Consider the following 21,383-nt stretch of genomic DNA (forward strand, 5'->3'; position numbering starts at 1 on the left):
AAGTTCATCCGTTGTAAGATGGGTATAGGTCATTTGTACTCACTCCTTATAATTCTTTGGTCAGAACTATTTTGAGTGTAGCACAAATGGCTTTTTTAGTTGTCTAGCTTAATTTTACAATCGGCGTGAAATAAAAAGTCATTAACTTTCCTTTACATTTCACCATATTTCTTCGTTTTTGGGCTGATAGTTATTGTTTTGAGTGAATCGCTAGTACAATATACGTTTACGACAATTCTGGAAAGGTTTGATGATTGTCATGCCAAAAATAAAACGTAAGTCCCACGAAGTTGAGTCGGTGCTGGAAGAAGATATCGAGATCCAGGGGAAACGGTTCCGATTGTATTTTCAAAATCGTTACTCGATTCTGTCATTAACGGTGGATCTATTGACTGGTTTCTTTTACATTATCGGGAGTGTCGCTTCTCTGACATCGATCCCTGATCGTATCGGGATGTATTTCTATCTTACTGGTGCCATTTTTCTAACGATCCGCCCCATTTTACGAATCATCAAAAATATTTTTGTCTACGATGATTGGAAAGAATCGAGGTCCAAAAAAGAATCAAACAACGGCTAAAAGCAGCTCTTTTTAGGAGCTGCTTTTTGTGTGGCCTTTTATTTTTATTTTAATCGATAATCGGTCCCTGTTTTTTGCGTGAAGTTTTTTTCTAAGCCTGAAGTGCGATAGATTTTTTGATCTTTCGTGACAAAAAGTGCTTCGGTGGCAGGTAATTCTTCGATCATGGCTAAGCCTTTGGTTAAACCTGCGGTAAATGCAACGGTCGATAAAGCATCGCCGGTCAGTGACGAATCGGTTACGATCGTCACACTGCTGAGTTGGTTGTCGATGGGGTAGCCTGTAGTTGGATCAAAAATATGATGATAATTTGTGCCTTGACTTTGTAAGTAGCGTTGATAGGTTCCAGACGTAACGATCGTTTGATCGGTCACCGCGACTTCACCGATGATCGCGTTGGCTTGTTGAGGATCACGGATACCGACTTGCCATGGTTGGCCGTTTCCACGGGTACTTTCTCCTAATACATAAATATTTCCGCCTAGATCTAAAACGGCGGTCGTGACCTTTGCTTGCTTGAATAATTTGACGATTTTATCTGTGGCGTAGCCTTTTCCTAACGAACCAATATCAAGCTGCATCCCTTTTTCCATTAAAAAAACCGTCTGCTTGTCGGCGTCTAGTTGTACCTGTTCACTATTCACTAAAGTGAGGGCCTTCACGACATCTGTTGCTGCTGGCTTTTTAGCAGTCGCAGAACCGATCCCCCACAACTGAGTCACGGGTCCAATCGTCAGATCAAATTTTTCATACGTTTGACTGTATTGTTTGGCCTTCACTAATAGTTGATAAGTTTCTGCCGCCACTGTAACGGGCGCGATACCGGCCGCGGCGTTAATCTGACTCAGTTCAGAAGCTGGATCAGCGAGATTCCATTGGTCATGTAATTTTGCCAATTCTTCAAATGCTTCATTGAGTACCGCTTTTTTTCCGCGATCATAAATTTTAATGGTCACGGGCGTATCAAAGAAAAAACCTGACTGTTCATCTGGGCTGTCCATGATGGTCTTTTGGCAACCACCAAAAAACAAAAGTCCTAAAACCAGCAGTCCTGCAAGAAATTTTTTCATCCCTATTCCTTTCTTTTATCTGTTTCTTTTATCATAACGCGTCGGAGCAAGAATTACCAAGAACCTGTGATAAAATGAAGCTGGAGGACAGATCATGAAAAATTTGAAACGTTATTTTAATTGGCGCGACCTTTGTCTGATTTTAGGCTTGTTTCTATGTTCTTTTCTGCCTTTACTTTTTTTACGTCAACCGGCTAGTCTGTCAACCGTCGCAGTGATCAAAGTTCGTGGTCAAGAGCTCCAGCGTTTTGATTTAACGAGTTCAACTACGGAGACCTACCAGTATTATTCAGAGAATGGCGAAATGAATTTGATCGAGATCAACCATCAGCGGGTTCGGGTCAAAGAAGCGAATTGTCGCGATCACATCTGCGAAGCGGGCGGCTGGATCGATCAGCCGGGACAAACGATCGTCTGCCTGCCGCACCAATTAGTGATCGAAATTCAAACGGGAGGTGACGGACACGGATCGATTTATTGATTCGTCTATGATGAACACTTTACATAAACAAGTATTTATCGCCTTGTTGGCGGCTCAAGCAATCCTGCTAAGCTTGATCGAGCGGCTGATTCCCCCCATTTTTGTTTTTGCACCCGGCGCTAAGATCGGCTTAGCCAATGTCGTGATCATCCTCGCACTTTATACCTTGGGGACGAAAGATAGTTTTTTCTTAGTCTTGCTGCGCTTATTACTGGCGACGTTATTAGGCGGAACGATCATGGGCCTGTTGTATGCAGCAGTCGGCGGCTTATTAAGTTTTGGCGGGATGCTCTTACTAAAACGACTTACCACTCCGCTGTTTAGTGTGGTCGGTGTCAGTGCCGCCGGTGGTTTTTTACATAACCTAGGGCAATTATTCGTTGCAGCGATGTTGGCCAAAACGTGGACGATTTTATTGTATCTGCCGGTTTTAGGCAGTGTCGGGATCGTTTCCGGTATTTTATCGGGTATGCTAGCCAAGCTACTCTTGGACAAATGGCCCCACTTATCACCTAAAGCATGAGCCTGTCAGCGCATCATTTGCTGGCGGGACTTTTTGTGCTCAGGATATCCTTTTGACCAACTGTCAAGATATGCTACGATAAAAGAAAAGGTTAGGAGGATAAGCGATGAAAATCCATGATTTTTCTGGTGGTTTCTTTTTCGAGCCTTCAACGAAACAACTAAAAAAATTATTTGCTGTAGAAAATGAGAACGTTTTTACTTTCACACCTAAAACAGTCACGATCCCTTTTGATCAACACATCGGAGCTCCCAATGAGTTGGTTGTTAGTATCGGTGAGACCGTGAAACAAGGACAGATCATTGCCAAAAGCAGTGCCGATATTAGCGGGCATGTCCACGCTTCTGTCAGCGGAATCGTGTTAGAAATTTTAGAAGTCCCTACTTTTGACGGCGAAACCCAAAGTGCGATCAAAATCCAATGTACACAGGAAGCGACCACGCCAGAGTTGATCCCCGAAGAACTAGATCCGGAAACGGCCGTGCGTCATGCTGGAATCGTGGGTCTTGGCGGTGCGACATTTCCGACTCATATCAAATTAGATCCAGATGATCGGATCGAGATCGAAGCCGTGATTTTGAATGGTGCGGAGTGTGAACCATTCTTGGCCTCCGATGACTATTTGATGCGTTATGAAAGTCGTAAAATTTTACGCGGCGGTGAATTGGCTCGTCAAATAATCGGTGCAAAAAAAATATTAATTGGGATCGAGTCAGATAAACCTAAAGCTTTAGCAGCCATGAAAGAAGTGGCCAAAACGATTCCGGATTGTCACGTCTTAGCTTTGCCAGTCAAGTATCCTCAAGGCGGTGAAGGTCAATTGTTGGAAACATTGTTAGCCAAAGAATCCCCGATCGATGGGCGGTCTGTCGAGACGGGTGGTTTCACAATCAATGTCGCGACGGCTTTTGCAATCGCCGAGGCCGTTGATGAACGCAAATCGTTGACCCATCGCTATGTGACGATCACTGGAGATGTCGTCGAACCAAAAGTGATCGCTTTTCCTTTAGGTACCAGCGTCGGAGATCTGATTGATTATTGCGGCGGATTTGCCGGCACACCTTCACGGATAATCCACGGCGGACCGATGATGGGTAAAACGATCACGAGTCTGGATTTTCCTTTAGCGAAAGGCAGCAACGGAATCATCGTTTTCAATCAAGAACATGATGGCAAACTGCCAGAATCACCTTGTATTCGCTGCAATCGTTGTGTCGACGTCTGCCCTGTCCGACTAGAACCACAATCGATCGATTTGGCCTATCGCAACAACGACTTGTTCACTTGTGATCAATTGATGGCCGAAGAATGTATCAATTGCGGCTGTTGCACCTATGTCTGTCCCGCTCGACGCGATTTAGCCGCCAAAATCAGTGCTGCTGGCGCTGAAATCAAAGCAATAAAAAAGGAGTTGGCTGCCAATGAAAAATAAAGCGCTGACGTTCAGTTCTATGAGTTCGCCACATATTGTCGGTGAGTCGACTACCCGTGAAATCATGAAATGGGTTTTGATCACCTTAGCACCGATCGTTTTGATCTCAGGCTTCTTTTTCGGCTGGCGGGTTTACATGCTTTATCTGATCGCGATCGTGACTGCTCAGATGTGTGAGTTTATATGGTTCAAGTGGACCGATAAACCTTTGACTTGGGATCTTAGTGCGATTGTCACAGCCGTTTTGCTGACCATGAACTTGCCGCCTTCTGCTCCATGGTATTTTCCGATGCTCGGCGCAGCTTTTGCCATTATTGTGGTCAAAGAATTTTTTGGCGGCTTAGGCTATAATTTTTTAAATCCCGCATTGGGCGGCCGGGCACTATTAGTTGGTTTATTCTTTTCGGATATGTTTAAAATCAGTTGGCCTAACCCGCCATTTGGACGATTATCCCCCGATGTTGTTTCACAGGCGACACCGCTAGCCATTTTAAAAGAACAGCAAACCTTGACTAATCATGAGTTAGTGCAAGCTTTCTTCGGTAATATTGGCGGCCGTATCGGGGAGACTTGCAGTGTCTTAATTCTCTTGGCAGCAATTATATTGCTTAAAAAGAAGATTATTCAGTACCACATTCCTGTCATTATTGTAGCAACGGTCGCACTAGGAGCTTGGCTCTTTGGTGAAAGTGCTGGATTGGCAAGTTGGCAAACGGTACTCGGCCATCTACTAAGCGGAGGATTATTATTAGGTGCGGTTTTTATGGCTACCGATTATGCTTCTAGTCCAGCAAATAAATTAGGTGAATGTCTTTTTGCCTTTGGTATTGGTGTGTTGATCTTGGTCTTTCGTTTTTTAGGACCGACGAATGAAGGCGTTAGTTATGCAATTTTGACAATGAATTGTGCCACACCACTGATTGACCGTTTATTGCGTCGACGTGTGTTAGGTGAACCCGGTAATCGGATCATCAATGCCAAACTAAAACGATAGGAGGAACAGAAGATGACACTTACGATCCGACTCGTTTTCTTTTTGGGTATTTTATGGCTGTCTAGTGCTGCTGAGAAGAATCCGCCAAAAATCGGCAGCAACCGTCCCAGCATCCTTGCTAAAAGTTTAGCCGTTGTTTTTTTAGTTAGCGGGATCAGTTGGCTGGGAGGAATGCTGTTTTGGTTTTTTGAGTATATGGTCGGCGACTTTGGTAATCAGATCGTGACTTTTCCGGCGATGGTAGGAAGCTGTAGCTTGTTTGTTTCGATTATCATTTGGCTGATTATTCGTCGCTGGGTGCCCTCAGAAATGTACGGGATAGTATTGGCTTTACCTTTTATTTTGAATCTTGCCTTGCTGCCAGCCATTTTTTCAGCCACAAATTTTTTCTACCAATACAATCTTGGCCTACTTTTTTTCCTCGTTTGCGGTGGATTATTCAGCGGGATCAAAGAACGCCTGGCTATTGCTCCAATCCCGAGATTCTTAGCAGGCTGGCCGATCCAATTAACAGCTTTGTTTTTAATTTTTCTTAGTCTATCCTTTTTCCACGGCGTCTTTTTTGAGACGATTTTTTAGTTATATGACAATAAAGATTGATTCTGTTTAGAATTAAAAAAATCCAACACTAAAGTAATTTAGTTTTGGATTTTTTTATTAATTGAAATTTCGCAAAATAAAAATCTGACCATCTTTTGCAAAATGTCCTCTATAATAATTTTTATTCAATTTTTCATCAAAAACTAAAGTTTCAGAATCTAAATGATCTTCAGAAGTAAAAAGAATAATACTGTCTTCACGGTACGTGACGTCTGCATTAAGGTTATCACCAACATAATTACCTTTTAAAGTAGCAGAATCATCGTCAAAGTCAATTCGAATATTTTCATCATCAACTGATAAATACCATTCTTGTCGATCCAATTTGGATTGCATTGTTCTAGGAAATAATTGATTTAACAGTGCAATGACACAAAAGGAAAGTACCACGATCGATAGCATGAATTTCCAATCTTTAGATAAAGCAATAAATAAATCTTTCCTACTTTTGAAATTGCTTTTTGAAATATCTGTTTCACTCTTTTTTTAGGCTATCTGCTTTTTCCTTGACCTACTTGATTTAATTAGGTCTTTTCCACAATTAGAACAAAATTTTACCTCGCTACTCATTTCTTTACCACGACAACTAATCATTTCAATCCCCCTTAACCGTTTTCATAATTATAACAAAATAACTTTTAATAACATATTAAATATTATTTTTTTATAAATATAATATTGAATACACTAAAAAGATCGAGCCCTAGTTTTCAGGGTTCGATCTTTTTAGTTATTGCCATATGCTTGATAATTTACCATGCTTAAAGTAGTTTTGAATAATCGTGATTTGGCTTCTAATTCGATGCAGAATTTTTCAAATTCAGAAATGGTGTGTTTCTTTGTAGCTGTACTCGGTTGCTTGATTTGTTTATCAAAGATTTTTTTCATGCTGATTCCTCCTTTAAATTCATTCATGTCATTGGTGAAATAATGCTGGAACTGGCGCGATCGCAATTTCTTTTATCATCCAAACGAAAGCGATCGTGTGTTTTTTAAAGGTCCAAAAAATGGGTTTGTACTTTCTTTTTTGATAAAAGGCTTGTGCGGACTTACGCGCGGTCAAAACAATTCGAACCTGACCTTGGGCTTGAGCAAAGGCTTCGCATTGCCCCATTAACTGAGCGCCGATTTTTCTGACTTGCTGTTCTGGTGCGACCGCGACTTGACGGATGCGGGCAATGCTAAAAGGATACAATTGCACCGCGGCTGTCCCTACAACTTCCCCTTGTTCAATTGCTACAAAAACTGTCAAATTTCTTTCTTGATCCCAATCTATTTTTCCGCCTAAAAGTTGTTTACGTAATTTTAGGGCGGCAGTATGCTCTTTGCTAAATAATTCAGCCTGTTCAATCTTCATCGCAAACGTCCTCCGTATTCCTAGAAATTTCTTATCCTTAACAGATGAGAAATAAATTTTTTAGTTGATCTGATTCGTTAGCTGCTATTGGTTCATTGACTGCTTTTATCAAACCCATTAGCCAGAATCTTTTGTGTAAATATTAAATAGAATCCTTTCAATTCGGTGCTTATTTTTTAGGTACCTAACATTTAACTTGTTCTTAGCATACTTCGGCACCTAATCATTGTCAATAAATAATTTCATTTAAATCATAAACTAAAAAAGATTTATTTTTAATTTTAAAAATAATTCCATAAAAAAACAAATGAAATCAAACTGATTGCTCTCATTCAACTGATTTTTTGGACCTTACTAAGGGACTGTGCCCCGATACTTTGTTGCTAAATAAATTTGGACCAATAACTGCAGCTGTTTCCAAGCCCTATATTTGGGCAAAAATGGAAACAGTTCTTGCAGGAGTTCCCGCCATTCTGCATGTGAAAAATAGCTTTCAAACTGAAAATAAAAGCGTTTGAAGGCAGCGACTTGACGGTATTCTTTCTTTATATAAAGGTTGCGAACCAACTCGCAACACGGATTTTCAAGCTCTTCATTCCCTAATGCTCCACGGACTTGGAGCATCAGGATCAATCGAACCAGTGTTTCAGCATCTTTTTTTTCTGCATAAAAGACAGTGATTCGTTTTTCTAGTGTTTTTGGTTTCAAATGAAACAATTGGCGCATCGTAAAGGGATGCTTATTCATTAGCTCGACTCCTTTCTCTTGCTTCACTCTAACTAACGAAACTTCGACATGCTGTGTTCAAAAAATTTGCTATACGAAAAAAAACGGTAAATAATTTTGATTTCTAAGCTTTAAACCAAATTTTTTTTGTTCACTTCACAAACGCCGTTTAACAAAAAAAGAAAAATAAAAAAACAATGATCTTTATTCAATCGACTTTTAAAAAAAAATATAATACGACCTAAAAGAAAATAAAAATAACAATTATAGATAAATAAAAGAGTTTTATATTTTTGATTTACACGCATTTTCTACAAATAGCACACACTTGCTTTATTCGAATCTTTAAAGAAAAAACAGCGTTTATGGATAGTGAGAAAAGAGCGGAACAGTCTCAAAGATAAAAGACTGCTTTTATTAATTTGCTGATAAAAAAGAAGGCGTGTTGTTTTTCATCGTATGAATTATAGTGAAGATGAAATTACTATTTTGAAGGAGGAAACATTCATGAAATCATTTGTTCAAACGGAGTATTTAGATGACAGACAGTGGTCCGATCTTTGGTCAGCTTCACTTCAACGAGCTACACCTTTCGATCCATTGATGGTCGATGAAATCAATGTGATCGTACCAATACCTGAACATAGCGGTGTTCTGATTTTTACGGACAAGCAGCTCTATCATAGTGACGATAGTGGCTTGACTGTTTTGAATCATTTTTCAAATGCTCATCGTTTTCCTCTGTATAAAGATAGTCATCGCTGCCTGAATGCTCTAGGCTGCGGCACCCACTACAAAACACCGTGGCTCTGTCCATTTTTTACTTTACTGCCACTCGAAGATACGCGACGAACAATTTGGATCAATCCGTTAAAAATTGCGAATACGAAACAAGCTGATAACCGTTGCTACCTCGAATTGTGTGATGGCTCGACTCTTGTTTTACCATTGCTGCAGCGAAGTGTCCGACTCCACTCCGCCCAAGCTTGTTATGCACTCGCTTTGTTGCGCAGAGATTTATTCCGTTTTGTTAAAAAAGCAGACACGCCTTTAGCTTATCTAGAATTACCTAATACCCCTTTTGCACGTTTACTAGTCAAACGTCCGCTGTTATCTCAATTCACACATCCCATCACCGCTTTTAGTCGGCACTATACTAAAGTCACTTTTCTGGCCCGCTATGAAAAATTAGAAGCGGAGCCAACAGAAATCGATTGGTCTTTATGGTGATAAAAACTATGGCGTCCTAGGCTTTATTTTAGCTGTCCCAAAATAATTATAGTTTGTCAAAATCTTTGTTTTTCCCCAATCAAAAAGTGTATAGTGATAAAACATTTTAATTTTTGGGGTGTTTAAACTAATGGTAAATAATCGCTATGAACAATTAAAAAAAGCCGAATTAGGGGCGATCATCAGTATCGTAGCTTACATTTTGATCTCGATTTTAAAACTGACGGTTGCTGATCTGGCGCATTCAGAAGCATTGCGCGCAGACGGTTTGAATAACTTTACGGATATCTTAGCTTCAATCGCTGTTTTGATCGGTTTAAGGATTTCGCGTAAACCCGCAGATGCTGAACATCGCTACGGTCATTGGAAAGCTGAAAATGTCGCCAGTTTAGTGACCTCGTTCATCATGTTGTTAGTGGGACTGGAAGTCTTATATAGTTCGGTACAATCAGTGATCCAGCATAAAACGGAATCTCCAGATATGACTGCTGCGATCGTGGGAATTTTTTCAGCAATCGTGATGTACGCTGTTTATTTCTTTAACAAGCGCTTATCCGAAGAAGTCCAAAGTTCCGGTCTGCTAGCTGCGGCCAAAGACAATCGTAGTGATGCTTGGACAAGTATCGGGACCGCCGTTGCTGTCTTCGGCGCTTCGTTCAATTTAGGTTGGTTGGATAGTGCTGCTGCGATCGTTGTCGCCTTGTTGATTTTAAAAACCGCGATCGATATTTTTCGCGACAGTGTCTTCTCACTTTCAGACGGGTTTGATCAAACCCAATTGACTCGCTATACGCGTGCGATCGAACAACTGCCAGAGATCCGAGCAGTCAAAAGTATTAAAGGCCGGAGTTATGGGGCTAATATTTATTTGGATGTCACCGTCACGATGAATCCACAGCTGACCGTCAAAGAAAGTCACGACATCGCAGATCAAATCGAGGACCTATTACAAGAAGAGTTTCAAATTTTTGAGACTGATGTACACATAGAACCCTCCGAGTCTTAAGACTCGAAGGGTTCTTTTTCATTGATTATTTTAAGATTGCGATTGAATTTATAGACTAAAAAAATCGAGCGCAAGTACAGATCCAAAGCGATCGATAACCAAATACCGGCGATTCCTAAACTTAAATATTTCGCTAAAACAATTACACCGACGACCCGAATGCCCCACATCCCAACAGCTGTACTGTACAAAGGGGAACGTGTATCGCCCATTCCTTGGAGCGATCCAACAGTGATCAAACTGATCGCAAGCCCAGGTTGTGCAAAAGCGTCGATTCGTAAAGCCGTGACGATTTGCTGAATAGCTGAATGATCGTGGGTAAATAAACTGGCAAAAAAAGGAGACCCAAAAAATAAAACAACTCCTAAAAAAGACATGAAAATCACACCGTATTTTGCGGCATTATAACCATATTTTTTGGCTAATAAAGGATTGTTCGCCCCAATCGCATGACCGACCAAAGTCGTTGCAGCAGTTGCCAGTCCATAAGCCGGCATATAAGTAAAACTTTCAATATTTCCTGCGATGGAATGTGTCGCAAATGTTTTGGCTCCGATACTGACGATCAAACCAAAATAAAGGACTTGACCTAAGCGCATCACCAAGCGTTCCAAAGTTGCAGGGATCGATAATTCGATCAACGGTCGAAAGCCTTTAAGTGAAAAAAAACGAGACCAATCTAAGGGACTGCTTGAGGATTGGACTTTACGATAGAGTAAAAAACATCCTAAACAACGAGCGATAACTGTTCCCAACGCTGTTCCTAAAATACCCAAAGCCGGGATTGGTCCCAATCCAAAAATCAAGATATAATCTAAAACAATATTACTTAAATTAACGACGACACTGACTTTCATTGGTGATTTGGTATCACCTGTCGCCCGCAAAATACTACCAAAAATCGTCATCAAACCCATTACGATTGCCGCGCCGCCGACAACCATAAAAAATTTCAGTGCTTCATGAAGGACCGAAGCTGAGGCGCCCATCACTTTTAGTAAAGGATTTCCAAAAAAGAGCGAAAGCATTCCTAATACTAGACTGATCGCTACTGTTAAAAGTACTGCTTGATTGGCTATACTTGTCGCTTCCGCTTGTCTTTTACCGCCAATTTTCTGTGCGATCAAGGCCGAAGCTCCTACACCTAAAGCAATAAACAGAGCTAAATAGACATTTAAGATCGTATTTGCGATTCCCACCGCTGTAACTGCGATCAATCCGATTTTTGATACCATCAAAGCATCTACAAACCCGACCGCTGTCTGTAGTAAATTTTCGATAGTTGCGGGAATCGCTAATTGTAATAATTTATTTTCTTTCAATGACTCCATCAGATCACCTCTCTTACAGCAGCTTGCTGTACTGATGGATCGCTTTACGTAAACTTTCTAATTCCGCTTCAGCTTTTCCACTTTCGATCGCATTCATAAATGTATGATCCGCGTGCGCTTCTAATAATATCTGCGAAATTTTTTGTAAAGCTGATTTCGCTGAATTTAATTGTATGATGACTTCATCGAACGGTTTTTCTTCGACGATCATTTTTTTGATTCCGCCGATTTGCCCTTCAATGCGATTGATCCGTTTTACAAGATTCTCTACTTGATGATCTGGTTGATGTGACATATTGTCTCCCTCCTTTTTAAGATATGGACTATACCCCCATACCCCATATGAGAAGTTTAGCCCTCTCTTTATCTAAAATCAACGACTTACAAATTTAGAAGGCTATCTTTTCACTTTTTATTTATTCCCGGTCATTTCGCCGTACATTATATAGAAAGACCATTATCATCATTCGCGTTTTTTTGTCATTTTATAGAAAAAATGACAAAAGTTATGCATAAAACGTTGACAAAGTCCTTATCCGTCTGTAGACTGATAAGAAATTAATTTAAATATTCCGAAAATTCCGAACAAGGAGGTGAAGACCATGAAACGCACTCAAAATCTATCAACTGCCGTCATTATTTTATTATGCTAGGGACTTTTTTGAGTGATCAATCAAAAAGTCCCTATTCACATTGCATCGAAAAGAAGAACTTACTTCTTTGATGGAATGTTTTTTTTATACCTATTTTTGATCAATTAGCTTTTGAACACCGTTTAATAAAACGAACGATTTCGTGTTCCACCAATCTAAAGTCGATTCTTTTGGCCTACTGCTTTCTTTGCGGCTAACAGGATTTGGAAGGAAGAAACCTCATATGAAAACCGTTAATGCGATTGCTGCTTTTGTTAACAAGTACCTGATTTACATTATGATTTTATTGATGATCGTTTCTTATTTTTTCCCTCAGCCGTTTCTATGGATCCCCGCTCGAACAACAAATTTATTGAGTATCATCATGTTTTGTATGGGGATGACTCTAAATTTTGATGCTTTCAAAATGGTCGTAGTCCAGCCCAAGGCCTTTATCCTCGGTGTGATTTTTCAATTCACGATCAGTCCATTGGTCGCTTACGGATTGGCTCAACTATTTGGACTGTCATCTGGCTTGATTATCGGCTTTGTATTACTTGGCTCCGTTTCTGGCGGGACAGCCAGCAATGTGATGACTTTCATTGGAAAAGGTGATGTTGCTTTGACCGTCTCCATGACCACCATCTCTACTTTATTGGCGACTGTCGTAACACCTTTTTTAACTTTTATCTTGGCAGGAAAATACACGCATATTTCATTTGTACAAATGCTGCTGTCTGTTTTGCAGATGGTTTTAGTTCCAATTGTTTTAGGCGTTATCGTGCATAAACTAATCGCTAAATATATTGAACAGTGGCTGCAAACATTTGTCTTAGTTTCTTCTGTCAGTATCTTACTGATCGTTGCAGGGACCGTTGCTAAAAATGGTTCTGTGATCGTTCAGTCAGGATTGATTTTGATCTTACTAGTCTTGCTTCATAATTTGATTGGTTATGGTGCTGGATATGGCTTGGGCCGCCTGCTAGGTGTCAGTGCCAAGCAAGCCCGATCGATCATGTTCCAATTAGGAATGAAAAATACCGGCTTAGCGATTTCACTCGCCACAGCTCATTTCGCTACCATTCCTGCTGCTGTCACTCCCGCTGCCGTGGGCATGGTGATCCATCAAATCACTGGTCCGATTCTCGCTAACCTAGTCGCAAAGAAAGAAGGAAAAGTATATGAGTCAAACAATTTTTTTACCAAGCTATACTATCGGTACAGACGCCTATAATCACATCACTGAAATCGTTCAAGCTTACGGAAAAAAAGCCGTTATGATCGGCGGAAAAAAAGCCTTAGCCGCAGCAGAACAAAAAATCACATCCGCCATCACAACAGATATTGAATTAACGGATACTCTTTGGTACGGCGGCAACTCGACGTATGAGAATGTTGATGCGTTAGCCAATTCCCAAGCAGTCCAAACAGCTGATGTATTATTTGCAGTCGGCGGAGGTCGTGTCTGTGATACGGTTAAAGTCGTGGGCGAAAAAATTGGAAAACCCGTTTTTACTTTTCCAACGATCGGGTCAAATTGTTCACCGGTAACTGCCGTATGTGTTATGTATACTGAAACAGGCGAAATGCAAGGACTCTTTTTTCCATCTAAACCACCGACACATGCCTTTATTGATACCGCAATTATTGCTGCAGCTCCTGATAAATACCTATGGGCTGGTATCGGTGACGCTCTTTCAAAACAAGTCGAATCAAGTTTTTCTGCTCGGGGCGACCAACTGAACCATACGGATGGCTTAGGGATTCAAATTGGAAAAATGTGTACCGACCGCTTGTTGGACTATGGAACTCAAGCATTAAAAGACAGTGCTGAAGGAAAAGCGTCCTATGCAATCGAGCAAGTCGTTTCTGAGATCATCGTGACGACGGGATTGGTTTCTGTTTTGGTGATCAATGATTACAATTCTTCAATGGCACATTCCTTCTATTACGGGACAACCGTCTTGAAAAAAATGGAAGAATACCTACATGGAGCTTCTGTCAGTTATGGCGTCTTAGCCCTACTAAAACTCGATCAACAAGAAGAACTTTTTGAACGCATCTACCAATTCATGCAAGAAAATAACTTGCCTGTCTCCTTAGCTGAAATGAATCTAAATACAACTTCAGATTTGACCGCTATTTTAGACAAAGCAATGACGACCAATGACATCGTTCATAGTCCTTATGAAATCACTCGAGCCATGTTCGAACAAGCCATTGTGGATGTAGAAGCTCACAAAGTAGCCGAAGAAACAAGAATCGGATGATAAAAAGCCCTAATTCTCTAGAGAATCGGGGCTTCTTTATTCAGTATCTAAAAACAGCTTCTTTCTTAAGTTAATAAGTAATGATAGATCGACCTTTTTCATCATTCCCTTAAAACACGAAGAAGAAGATTCTACCACAAAAATCTTCTTCCTCGTGTGAATGAATAGTAATTACAAAATCATCGTTTGATCAATCAAACATTTTTTTAGCTGCTTTTAACAATGTAGGAATATCTTTGTCATATCTTGGCGTTTTGACTAATTTAGACATTGGGACTCCAGCAAAATGAAACGCAGCGATTTCACCAGAACGAACAGCGCTTTGTTCAGTGAAAATCATTTGATAAGGCTGTTCTACAAACTCACCAGTAAAGGCTAAATTAGTCGAATGTTCTGGGATTACTTTAGGTCTATCTATTTTTGCGCGATTATTAAATAGTGCCGAAGCATACGGCATATATACAGGTATATTATTAATGATGCTTTCTAAAATCGCTTCTTCTTTTTCAGCAATATTGACCGGACCAGGATCAACTTTAGACAATTGCCCGATCAATTCCTGTGCCATTTCTTTACCAGTCATTTGAATGTATTCTTTTTCAACAAACTCTCCTTGACGTCTTGGATATAAGAAATAGCCCCAAATGACGGTTTCGTTAGGTTTTTGTGTGGTAAAGTGTGGTTGATGATGAACCACGATCGACATATTGACGTCCTTATGACCTAGCGGCGTAATTGGTGTCGTTGAAATGAATGAATTTAGCGCATTACCTGGCGTTTGCGTCGTAATTCTGACAATTTCATTCAACAATAAATGATCTTTAGTCGTCAAAGTAAAACTTACCCATTCACTTGCATCGCGATCAGCAAAGAATTTATCCGCATTTCCTAGGTTATAGAATTTTTTACTGATATTTTTCCAAAGACTTGACGCAGCCCCATAGTCCATATTTTCAGCAGCAGCTGTATTGTAATCGCCTAACGTAGCGGAATCAGTAATTGAACCATTCGTAAAAATGACAGCTGTATCATCATCGATCGGTAAATAATGATCTTCATTTGTAACAGTATCCGTCATCTTGATACCTGTTACTGTAATTTCATCTTGCATTTTGGTTTCTTTAAAATCAAAATCAGTTACCAATCGATTTAGCACGATTTCACAGCCTTGATCCTTCAAATAATTGATCAAAGGCAACATAATGCTTTCATATTGGTTGTATCTCGTACGATTGACACCAACTAGATGTTCGATTTGCGTGAATTCATAAATCATTTGATGCATATAGCGGCGGAACTCTTGGGCAGAGCTTCTTGTTCTAAAGGCAAAAGTTGTTTCCCACATATACCAAAAATTCGTTTCAAAAAAGTGTGGATCATCTTTGAAGTATTGAGCAATTGTAACATTGTCTAATTTTTCTTCTTCAGAATCGGGCATTGAGATCAATTTGGTCAATAATTTACGATCCGTATTATCAAACCCTAGTTTCCCACCATCAATAATTCCTTTACCGCCTTCAAGTAGACGTGCGATGTCATAGGTCCGATGGTTTGCATCAAATTCTCTAGTATCTTCTTCCGCCGTCATATGAGGCTCTGTCACAGAAGGGATTCTACTTAATAAATCCATTAAATCCACATACGTACGATAATTTAACATTCTACCGCCACGTGCAATGTAGCCTTTAGTGTTTTCCATTGGATGATTTTCATTCCAATATTCATCGGTTACTGTATCAGTGGGTGCTCCATCATTTGATCCATGGTCATCTAATGAATAAAATTTGATTTGGGATCCGTTCCAACCACCTTCTTGGATTAAATAGACGGCGGCAGCCATATTAGCAATGCCGGCCCCAATCATTACAGCTTTATTTTTTCTCATGATAAATTATCCCTCATTTCAAATTTTTATTTACTGGTATCATATTCATCGTATAGATGATCATCCTTTTCGAATAAGCCTGTTTTTTTCCCTAAAATTAAGCCACTAATTGTTAATAACCCGATACCTAATAGAAATAATTTATTCTTCATAAAAAATACCTCCTTATTTACTAAGTTATCCTTACACCTTGATTCTAGAACCATCGATATTTAATTACAAATCTAAGCACTTTCATCTGTTCAAAATATAAACAAATTGCCTAAATTGTCTAAATTTGCCCAGCGATTATAGCTAAAATAACTATTCATTTCGTATTGGCAATGCTACTATTAATTTTTTTGCTGCGCAAATACTCTGTGTTATTGATCCCAAATTATTTGATTATTAACTAAAAAAACCTATCAAATAAATGATAGGTTTTTTATTTACCCTTATTCTGCTAGAAAGCACTTGATGGTTTTAGTAGTTATCTCTGTGTCGATTTCTAATACGGAGCCACTTGGTTATCAGCATTGAATGACCAAGTGTGCTCGATTGCTTGCTTTGAATTGCTCTCAAAAAGTATCTCGTAATCCGCCTGCATTAATAAGCTTTTTCTTATTCGCATATAGCATTTGTTAATAACGAAACTGCTTTTCGTCATTCATTTATTTTGATATTCTTCGGATAGATCTTGTTATCACTGACAAAAGATTACATTATTATATAAAGTCATTTTTATTAAAATAAAAAACAGGAATATTTTGCATAAAGATGGCCTTATATGATGATGCACTCACTCTACTACTTTTTTAAATAAAATGTTTAGTAGCTATTTTTTATTGAAAGGATCGGTCAAAATTGGAAAATTCACTTCAAATAAAAAACAATATTCATGAATTGTACAATCTTCTATCGAAACGAACAGATCCGTCCCCCGAACTTTTAGATATTATAGATGTTTTATTGCAAGTACACTTAAAAATAGATACATCTAACAATCCACCTGCATTACTCAATCGCTTAGTCAATTATATCCGTGCGCTTTCTTTAAAAGGTCGGATACACTATTCAGCGGAAGAAGAAAACTTGCTTATCCAACTTGGTTTATCCAGCCAGCAAGCCGGATTGAACGGCTTATACAAAGCCGATTTTTCGGACAAATCGCAATTTTATACTTGGTCAGAAAAAATTCCGCGCCATTCATAACTAAATAAAAAAAAGTGTCTCTAACTCCTTCGTTAAAGACACTTTTTATTTATTTCAAATATGAAATATGAAACGCAATATGTTCTTCGATAAACGTCGCGATCGTATAATAACTATGATCATACCCAATTTCTTTACGATAACTGATTGCTTCATCACTAGCAGCTGCAGCCGCTAAAAAGGCTTGCTCATTCAACTGAACTTGATAAAAATTATCGTCCGTGCCTTGGGTGATCAATATCGGTGCATGCTTAGTCCCAACTTCTTTCAGCAGCTCCGTCGCATCCCATGCCCGCCATGTGTTTACCGACGTTCCCAAATACGCAGTAAAAGCCTTTTGTCCCCATGGTACTTGGCTTGGATTTGAAATCGGCGCAAAGGCGGAAATCGCAGAAAAACGTTGGGGATTTTTTAATCCAATCATCAATGCGCCATGGCCACCCATCGAATGGCCCATAATACTTTCTTTACCAGAAAAATTAGGCAGCAACGAATAAACGAGCGCTGGAAGTTCTTGGGTCAAATAATCATACATCTGATAATTTGCTTGCCAAGGTTCTTGAGTCGCATTTAGATAAAAACTTGCCCCTTGTCCTAAATCCCAATCGTCACTATCAGCAACGCCTCTTGGAGAAGTATCCGGTATCACAAAAGCGACGTGATTTTGGGCAGCGTAAGCTTGAAACGCACCTTTTTGACTAAAATTATCGTCCGTACAAGTCAGTCCTGAGAGCCACCAGATCAATGGCATAGCTGTCTTGGTTTCTGGCGGCAAAAATAAACTGAACGTCATCTCACACTTCAAAGTTGCGGAATCATGACGATATTTGATTTGCTGACCACCAAAAGATTGATGTTTTTCTATTATTTCAACGGTCATATTAGGCGTCTCCATAGGTCAACATCGTTCGGATCGATTCTCCACGATGTAATAAGTCAAACGATTCATTAATTTGAGTAAAATCTAAATGATGCGTAATAAACGAATCCAGATCAATCGAACCAGCCATAAATTCTTCCACCATTCCAGGTAATTGAGTTCGACCTTTGACACCGCCAAATGCAGAACCGCGCCATACTCGGCCGGTTACCAATTGGAAGGGACGCGTATGAATTTCTTTACCAGCGCCAGCCACACCAATAATAATACTTTCGCCCCAACCTTTATGGCAGCACTCAAGCGCTGAGCGCATAACATCGACGTTACCGATACATTCAAAACTATAATCCACACCGCCATTCGTCATTTCAACGATGACTTCTTGGATCGGACGCTCAAAATCTTTCGGATTCACAAAATCCGTCGCCCCCATTTTTTTAGCCAATGCCCATTTATCAGGATTCGTATCGATGGCAATGATCCGTTTGGCTTGAGCTTTTTTCAATCCTTGGATCGCTGCTAGGCCGATCGCACCTAATCCAAATACTGCTGTTACCGCTCCAGCTTCTACTTTAGCCGTATTTTCAACCGCTCCCAGGCCGGTGGTTACGCCGCACCCTAATAGAGCCACTTTATCTAATGGTGCCAGCTCATCAATTTTTACCAAATTAATTTCATTGACGACAGTATATTCACTAAAGGTACTCGTGCCCATATAATGGTAGATTGGCTTTCCTTGATAAGAAAATCGCGTCGTTCCGTCTGGCATCAATCCTTGGCCCTGTGTTTCACGGACAGCCGAACATAGATTGGTTTTACCAGATAGACAAAACTCGCATTTCCCGCATTCTGGCGTATATAAAGGAATCACATGGTCCCCAACTTTGACGGATGTAACTTCATCGCCAACTTTATAGACGACGCCCGCCCCTTCATGTCCAAGAACCGCTGGAAAAACACCCTCAGGATCATCCCCCGATAAAGTGAAAGCATCCGTATGACAAACAGAGGTATACAATATTTTTACCATGACCTCCGTTGGTTTTGGATCCGCCACGTCGATCTCAACGATTTCTAAAGGTTTTCCGGCTTCAAAAGCCACCGCTGCTCTACTCTTCATTTCCACATTCCCTCTTTCTACTACCTAATTTGAATACTAACTGAACAATAATTTGTCCATTCCTTTTAAGTATACTGGAGGGCTGGCGATTAAACCAATTAAATGAATCAGCCTGTCACTAATCAAATTGTTTCCCAAATCATCGATCCAGCAAAATGTTTCACTAAAAAGTACTCCGCCATCGACGAAGTACTCGAAAAAATCAATTAATCACCCGTGCCTTCATCTGACCAAGGAAGTTCCGTTGATAATAATGCCGCAAATTTTTTGTAGTCATCCCGCTCTTTTAAGCGATGGTCTCGACGTTGCTGGTACCCATCGCAGACCATTTTCTCCTCTGCAGTCTCTGGAATAACTGCCGGCACAGTGAATTCCGTTTCTTCATTCATGTGTGAAGGTACCGCGACGAAAGTTGTGAAACATGTTGCGGCCAAATAGCGCTCACCTGTGGATAAGTCTTCACCAATTACTTTGACAAAGACTTCCATCGATTTATTATGGCTCCCTGAAACATAGCTCTTCACACAAACAGAATGATTGGCATGCAACGGTTTTAAAAAATTTAAATTATCCAACGAAGCTGTCACCGCCCCACGTCGGCAATGTCTTGAAATAGAGATCGAAGCCGCATCATCGATCAAGGTCATCAGCTTTCCACCGAATAAAAAACCAAACGGATTCAAGTCAAAAGGAAAAATTCGGTGGGTCTGGATCACGCGCGATTCGCGACAAGTTTTTGTGTCAGTCAAAATATCACTCTTTCTATTATTTGTCTTTGATTGATTATCTCATTTTACAAGGTTTTTTTCAAAAATCCACAAAAGTATACACTCGATTGTACATTCTGTATACTTGGCTTATAAAGGAGGTTCACATGATGGAAAAAGAAAAACCCTCAAAACTCATTCAATTTTTTGGTGGTAAAACATCTTACTATCTGATCGGTTTGATTATTTTAAGTACCCTAGCCATTTATTTGTTAACGACTGTTTCCTTTATTTTCAAACCCTTAGTAGTGATCATTACCACGATCTTGCCACCAATGATTTTCGCCTTGCTGCTCTATTATTTATTGAATCCGATCGTAGATTTTATCAACAAAAAGGGCTTATCCCGGACGATCAGTATCACGCTAACCTATATCGTGATTCTTGCGATCCTATTTTTCGGTGGTGCGCGTTTAATCCCCGTGATCCGTGACCAAGCTCAAGATTTGATCAAACAATTCCCTACGTATTTAACGGACTTTCAACAAACCGTTCGCCGCTTTTTGGATGCGACTCCGTTTGCTGCTTCTTCAGATGAGGCATTGAATTCGATTGACAAGCTAACAAACGAAGCGCTTAGTTATTTAGGAAATAATTGGCAAGATGGCGCAAAAGGACTAGGAACGATTTTTTCTGCTGTCTCTAGTACCGCGATCACTTTATTTACTGGGCCGATCATTGCTTTCTTTTTGATCCAAAGCCCCCAAAAATTATATAACACAGTAATGGAATTGATTCCGCCACGCTTTCGGAAAGATACTAGTGCGCTGATCAAAATCGCAAATCAACAATTAGGCGCTTTTTTAAAAGGTCAAGTCATCGCCTCGTTATTACTGGGCTTGATTTATTGGGGCGTCTTCTTATTACTAGGATTGCAATACGCGACCGTCATTGCTTTAGCAGCAGGGATTTTAAGTATCATTCCTTATATCGGTTCTTTCCTGGCCTTTCTTCCAGGGCTATTCATTGCTTTTCAAGATTCAACCTTTATGGTCGTCAAATTCGTGATTGCTTGGTTCGTCGTTCAGCTATTACATGGCGACTTAGTCGTTCCTCGTGTAATGGGCGATAAATTAAAGATTCATCCAATTACGATTTTAGTCGTTTTATTAGTGATGGGCGATCTACTTGGATTAGTCGGAGTGATTTTTGGTATCCCGATTTATTCCATGATCAAATTGCTCGTCGTCTTTACCTTCCGAAAATTCAAGCAACGTTACAATAAATACTTTGCTGATGAAGGTGCTTATCGAAAGACCGGTTTTTCCGAAGACGATTATCTATAAACAAGAAAAAGCTGTCCTTTTT

At 39.9% G+C, this 21,383-nt stretch carries 24 protein-coding genes; 12 read left to right on the forward strand and 12 right to left on the reverse strand.

Going from position 1 to position 21,383, the window contains the following annotated elements; genetic code table 11:
- The first annotated feature begins 259 nt into the window (after positions 1–259).
- Entirely contained in the window at positions 260–580 is a 321-nt protein-coding gene (locus ACKTSC_RS10075) for a YrhK family protein (protein ID WP_407857514.1), read from the forward strand.
- A gap of 44 nt (positions 581–624) precedes the next feature.
- Here ACKTSC_RS10075 and ACKTSC_RS10080 read toward each other — a convergent pair whose 3' ends face one another.
- Positions 625–1,650, reverse strand: coding sequence for an FAD:protein FMN transferase (locus tag ACKTSC_RS10080; protein WP_407857515.1), 1,026 nt, complete (start codon positions 1,648–1,650; stop codon positions 625–627).
- 94 nt (positions 1,651–1,744) lie between these two features.
- On the opposite strand from ACKTSC_RS10080, the gene ACKTSC_RS10085 reads away from it, so the two are divergent.
- The 5 genes from ACKTSC_RS10085 to ACKTSC_RS10105 all read left to right on the forward strand — a co-directional run bounded on the left by ACKTSC_RS10085 (position 1,745) and on the right by ACKTSC_RS10105 (position 5,659).
- A complete protein-coding gene (locus tag ACKTSC_RS10085; protein ID WP_407857516.1) occupies positions 1,745–2,131 on the forward strand; it encodes a NusG domain II-containing protein in 387 nt (128 codons plus the stop codon).
- A 7-nt stretch (positions 2,132–2,138) separates the two neighbouring features.
- The gene (locus ACKTSC_RS10090; RefSeq protein ID WP_407857517.1) at positions 2,139–2,654 is read left to right on the forward strand and encodes a Gx transporter family protein; all 516 of its coding nucleotides are present in this window, start codon (positions 2,139–2,141) and stop codon (positions 2,652–2,654) included.
- Between the two features lie 106 nt (positions 2,655–2,760).
- Entirely contained in the window at positions 2,761–4,086 is a 1,326-nt protein-coding gene (gene rsxC, locus ACKTSC_RS10095; protein WP_407857518.1) for an electron transport complex subunit RsxC, read from the forward strand.
- Positions 4,076–5,080: an RnfABCDGE type electron transport complex subunit D gene (locus ACKTSC_RS10100; protein ID WP_407857519.1), complete on the forward strand. Its 1,005-nt coding sequence runs from the start codon at positions 4,076–4,078 to the stop codon at positions 5,078–5,080. Before rsxC ends, ACKTSC_RS10100 begins: the two co-directional genes overlap by 11 nt.
- A 12-nt stretch (positions 5,081–5,092) precedes the next feature.
- Positions 5,093–5,659 carry a hypothetical protein gene (locus ACKTSC_RS10105; RefSeq protein ID WP_407857520.1) on the forward strand — a complete coding sequence of 189 codons (567 nt, stop codon included), beginning with the start codon at positions 5,093–5,095 and terminating at the stop codon, positions 5,657–5,659.
- A gap of 78 nt (positions 5,660–5,737) precedes the next feature.
- On the opposite strand, the gene ACKTSC_RS10110 is transcribed toward ACKTSC_RS10105, so the two are convergent.
- The 4 genes from ACKTSC_RS10110 to ACKTSC_RS10125 all read right to left on the reverse strand — a co-directional run bounded on the left by ACKTSC_RS10110 (position 5,738) and on the right by ACKTSC_RS10125 (position 7,784).
- Positions 5,738–6,082 (reverse strand): hypothetical protein, encoded by a 345-nt coding sequence (locus ACKTSC_RS10110; RefSeq protein ID WP_407857521.1) that lies wholly within the window; start codon positions 6,080–6,082, stop codon positions 5,738–5,740.
- Between the two features lie 324 nt (positions 6,083–6,406).
- Positions 6,407–6,568: a hypothetical protein gene (locus tag ACKTSC_RS10115; protein WP_407857522.1), complete on the reverse strand. Its 162-nt coding sequence runs from the start codon at positions 6,566–6,568 to the stop codon at positions 6,407–6,409.
- A gap of 28 nt (positions 6,569–6,596) precedes the next feature.
- A complete protein-coding gene (locus ACKTSC_RS10120; RefSeq protein WP_407857523.1) occupies positions 6,597–7,037 on the reverse strand; it encodes a GNAT family N-acetyltransferase in 441 nt (146 codons plus the stop codon).
- 354 nt (positions 7,038–7,391) lie between these two features.
- On the reverse strand, positions 7,392–7,784 hold the full coding sequence (locus ACKTSC_RS10125; protein WP_332581673.1) for a hypothetical protein: 393 nt from the start codon (positions 7,782–7,784) through the stop codon (positions 7,392–7,394).
- Positions 7,785–8,270: 486 nt separating this feature from the next.
- Between ACKTSC_RS10125 and ACKTSC_RS10130 the strand changes: the two genes are divergently transcribed.
- Both ACKTSC_RS10130 and ACKTSC_RS10135 read left to right on the forward strand, forming a co-directional pair.
- On the forward strand, positions 8,271–8,993 hold the full coding sequence (locus tag ACKTSC_RS10130; protein ID WP_332654307.1) for a hypothetical protein: 723 nt from the start codon (positions 8,271–8,273) through the stop codon (positions 8,991–8,993).
- A gap of 130 nt (positions 8,994–9,123) precedes the next feature.
- Positions 9,124–9,999: a cation diffusion facilitator family transporter gene (locus ACKTSC_RS10135; RefSeq protein WP_407857524.1), complete on the forward strand. Its 876-nt coding sequence runs from the start codon at positions 9,124–9,126 to the stop codon at positions 9,997–9,999.
- Here the strand turns inward: ACKTSC_RS10135 and ACKTSC_RS10140 are convergent.
- Together ACKTSC_RS10140 and ACKTSC_RS10145 are read right to left on the reverse strand one after the other, a co-directional pair.
- Entirely contained in the window at positions 9,996–11,330 is a 1,335-nt protein-coding gene (locus ACKTSC_RS10140) for an MATE family efflux transporter (RefSeq protein ID WP_407857525.1), read from the reverse strand. The two genes, ACKTSC_RS10135 and ACKTSC_RS10140, sit on opposite strands and share 4 nt — an antisense overlap.
- Positions 11,331–11,343: 13 nt before the next feature.
- The gene (locus ACKTSC_RS10145; RefSeq protein WP_332581670.1) at positions 11,344–11,625 is read right to left on the reverse strand and encodes a metal-sensitive transcriptional regulator; all 282 of its coding nucleotides are present in this window, start codon (positions 11,623–11,625) and stop codon (positions 11,344–11,346) included.
- A gap of 581 nt (positions 11,626–12,206) precedes the next feature.
- On the opposite strand from ACKTSC_RS10145, the gene ACKTSC_RS10150 reads away from it, so the two are divergent.
- Both ACKTSC_RS10150 and ACKTSC_RS10155 read left to right on the forward strand, forming a co-directional pair.
- The gene (locus ACKTSC_RS10150; RefSeq protein ID WP_407857526.1) at positions 12,207–13,196 is read left to right on the forward strand and encodes a bile acid:sodium symporter family protein; all 990 of its coding nucleotides are present in this window, start codon (positions 12,207–12,209) and stop codon (positions 13,194–13,196) included.
- Positions 13,144–14,232, forward strand: coding sequence for an iron-containing alcohol dehydrogenase family protein (locus tag ACKTSC_RS10155; protein WP_407857527.1), 1,089 nt, complete (start codon positions 13,144–13,146; stop codon positions 14,230–14,232). The genes ACKTSC_RS10150 and ACKTSC_RS10155 overlap by 53 nt, the downstream gene beginning before the upstream one ends.
- 190 nt (positions 14,233–14,422) lie before the next feature.
- On the opposite strand, the gene ACKTSC_RS10160 is transcribed toward ACKTSC_RS10155, so the two are convergent.
- Positions 14,423–16,117, reverse strand: a complete 1,695-nt coding sequence (locus ACKTSC_RS10160) for an oleate hydratase (protein WP_332581692.1) — start codon at positions 16,115–16,117, stop codon at positions 14,423–14,425.
- A gap of 26 nt (positions 16,118–16,143) precedes the next feature.
- Entirely contained in the window at positions 16,144–16,269 is a 126-nt protein-coding gene (locus tag ACKTSC_RS10165) for a methanol dehydrogenase (protein ID WP_332581691.1), read from the reverse strand.
- A 691-nt stretch (positions 16,270–16,960) separates the two neighbouring features.
- Here ACKTSC_RS10165 and ACKTSC_RS10170 point away from each other — a divergent pair.
- Entirely contained in the window at positions 16,961–17,308 is a 348-nt protein-coding gene (locus ACKTSC_RS10170) for a bacteriocin immunity protein (protein ID WP_332581589.1), read from the forward strand.
- Positions 17,309–17,357: 49 nt separating this feature from the next.
- On the opposite strand, the gene fghA is transcribed toward ACKTSC_RS10170, so the two are convergent.
- The 3 genes from fghA to ACKTSC_RS10185 form a co-directional block, all read right to left on the reverse strand.
- On the reverse strand, positions 17,358–18,188 hold the full coding sequence (gene fghA / locus ACKTSC_RS10175) for an S-formylglutathione hydrolase (protein ID WP_407857528.1): 831 nt from the start codon (positions 18,186–18,188) through the stop codon (positions 17,358–17,360).
- Position 18,189: 1 nt separating this feature from the next.
- Entirely contained in the window at positions 18,190–19,308 is a 1,119-nt protein-coding gene (locus tag ACKTSC_RS10180; RefSeq protein ID WP_332581587.1) for an S-(hydroxymethyl)glutathione dehydrogenase/class III alcohol dehydrogenase, read from the reverse strand.
- A gap of 206 nt (positions 19,309–19,514) precedes the next feature.
- On the reverse strand, positions 19,515–20,057 hold the full coding sequence (locus ACKTSC_RS10185) for an acyl-CoA thioesterase (RefSeq protein ID WP_332581586.1): 543 nt from the start codon (positions 20,055–20,057) through the stop codon (positions 19,515–19,517).
- 128 nt (positions 20,058–20,185) lie between these two features.
- Between ACKTSC_RS10185 and ACKTSC_RS10190 the strand changes: the two genes are divergently transcribed.
- A complete protein-coding gene (locus tag ACKTSC_RS10190; RefSeq protein WP_332581591.1) occupies positions 20,186–21,361 on the forward strand; it encodes an AI-2E family transporter in 1,176 nt (391 codons plus the stop codon).
- The last annotated feature ends 22 nt before the right edge of the window (positions 21,362–21,383 follow it).

Origin of the sequence: Enterococcus hailinensis, from assembly GCF_045862035.1 — a bacterium.
Lineage (GTDB): Bacteria > Bacillota > Bacilli > Lactobacillales > Enterococcaceae > Enterococcus_A > Enterococcus_A hailinensis.